Here is a 2,086-nt window from a genome sequence, read left to right as displayed (position 1 = left end):
GGGATCAGCATCCGGTAGACGTCGCGGTCGTTGTCCACGAACCGGATCTTCCAGCCGTCGGTGCCGCGGAACGTCCAGTAGTTGAGGTAACACGTCCCGGTATCCCCCCGGTTCGTGACAGAGAGGTCAAAGACGGCGGTGTCGCCGGCCTCGATCAGTTCTCCGGGGAAGTCGCACCGAATCTCGGTCTGCAGCGTCCCGCTCTTCTGGGCCGCTGCTCCCGGGACGGCCAGCGCCACGATGAGGAGGATGAGGAGGATTCTTCTCGCGGTCATCTGATATCCATCCTCATGAACTTGATGTAGGCCGCGGCAAAGAAGACCGACGGGAAGACGATGAGCGCAGCGATGTTCATCCAGACGGTGCTGAGGGCCTCGGCAAGCCCGGGGGTCTCCTGTGACATCGGGGGCGAGCTGTAGGGTGAGCTCATCATCGCGGCGATCCTGGGGTTCGTGACCGCCATCGCGGCCTTGTAATAGTTCATCTGCGGCGAGATGAGGTTTGTGACGTCGTTTATGAACATCCGTTTCTCTGTATACGCCTTTACGTCCTCTTCGTACTGTTGCCACTCAGGGTCCGGGCCTTCACTCACACGGTGCACCACCGACTGCGAGACGCTGGTGGTGAAATATCCGCCGCTGGCGGTACCGGTGACCGTTCTCCCCAGGGGGGTCGGCATGGGCGCCGTCTGGGGCGGTTCGGGCATATCGCCTGCGAGGGCATCCCCGGCCATCGCCCCGAGCACCGGGAGGAGCGTGGAGACGGCAAAGAAGATCACAAGGGTATAGATCAGGGCGTTCCCGCTCTCGCGGGAGACCGTCGACATCGTAAGCGCGATCGCGAAGTAGGCGAGCAGGAACCCAAGTGAGATCACCCCGAAGAGCAGGATGGCGACAAACTCCTCAAGCGTCGGGACGATCGAGAAGAGGAGAAGCATCGCAAGCGATATGGCAAGTGCAAGCCCCATGGCAAACCCGAGCGCGGCGATCCCCCCGACCGCCTTGCCGTTGATGATCTCGTCGCGGTAGACCGGGTGCGCAAGGAGCGACTTCAACGATCGTGTCTCCTTCTCTTTTGAGACCAGGTCAAACCCGATGGCGATGGCAAGGACGGCGCCGAGCGTCGTCATGTAACTCATCATGGCGTTGAAGATGAGCATGATCGAGGGTTTCTCGGGCATCCAGCCCGCGTAGGGGCCGTCGACCGCAACCTCCTGCATGTGCTGGAGCTGCTGGTTGTAGGACTCGAGCCTGTCATTGTAACTCCCGATGCCGGAGTGCATGCCGATCGCCGATATCACGAGGAGCAGGCCCAGGATGATGACAAACCGCCTGCTGGTGATATGGTCTGAGAACTCTTTCCGTGCTACGTTGAGCAACCGATCGAGTGCCATTCCTTACCTCCGGTAGACCGCCATGAAGACGTCCTCGATGTCGGGCTCTTCGACCCGCATCTCCCGGACGTGCAGTCCCTGCTCAAAGAGGGATGCTGCAAGCCGGTCCCTGATGTCGGTCGTTGCCCGGACAACCGCCCGGTTCCCGTTCCGCTCGACCGCGATGATCTCGGGGTCCTCGAGCTCAGGCAGCCGCTCCCCGGTCTCGACGATGATCCTGACGGTATCGCCGTCCGGGGATGCGAGCGTCCGGGCGACCTCCCCGAGCGTTCCCTGCGCGACGAGTTTTCCCTTCGCAAGGAGCCCGACGGTTCGGCAGACCTCCCTGACCTCGGAGAGGATGTGGGAGGAGACGAAGATCGTCTTTCCTTCGCCGGCGAGGTGCTCGACGAGTTCCCGGTACTCCCTGACTCCCTCGGGGTCGAGGTTTGCCGTCGGCTCGTCAAGGAAGAGTACTTTCGGATCGTTGATCAGCGCCTGGGCGAGCCCGAGCCGCTGCTTCATCCCGCGGGAGTACTCGCCCGCCTTCTGGGTGACGCCGTCGAGGTGGACCAGGTCGAGGAGTTCTGCGATCCGCGTCTTTCGCTCCTTTGCGTCCATCCCGTAGAACCGGGCAAAGTAGTCCAGGTTCTGCTCGGCGGTCAGGTTCCCGTAGAACCCGACGTCTTCAGGGAGGTAGCCGATGATCTTCTT

The 2,086-nt window shown here is 62.0% G+C and carries 2 protein-coding genes and 1 pseudogene; all 3 read right to left on the bottom strand.

The features are described 5' to 3' along the window. Positions 1 to 275 (bottom strand): annotated as a pseudogene (locus BP858_RS09450) (hypothetical protein); the annotation flags it as partial. Next, the gene (locus BP858_RS09445) at positions 272 to 1,393 is read right to left on the bottom strand and encodes an ABC transporter permease (RefSeq protein WP_074175565.1); all 1,122 of its coding nucleotides are present in this window, start codon (positions 1,391 to 1,393) and stop codon (positions 272 to 274) included. The pseudogene BP858_RS09450 and the gene BP858_RS09445, both read right to left, overlap by 4 nt. A 3-nt stretch (positions 1,394 to 1,396) precedes the next feature. After that, positions 1,397 to 2,086 (bottom strand): ABC transporter ATP-binding protein (locus BP858_RS09440; protein WP_286879367.1); only part of this gene is annotated, 690 nt, incomplete at its 5' end.

Origin of the sequence: Methanoculleus sp. UBA413 (genome assembly GCF_002502935.1) — an archaeon.
GTDB lineage: Archaea > Halobacteriota > Methanomicrobia > Methanomicrobiales > Methanoculleaceae > Methanoculleus > Methanoculleus bourgensis.
This window is presented reverse-complemented; position numbering and strand designations above follow the sequence as displayed.

Coding starts and splice junctions, on each gene's coding strand:
- BP858_RS09445 (WP_074175565.1), bottom strand. CDS start 1,393: ATGGCACTCGATCGGTTGCTCAACGTAGCACGGAAAGAGTTCTCAGAC.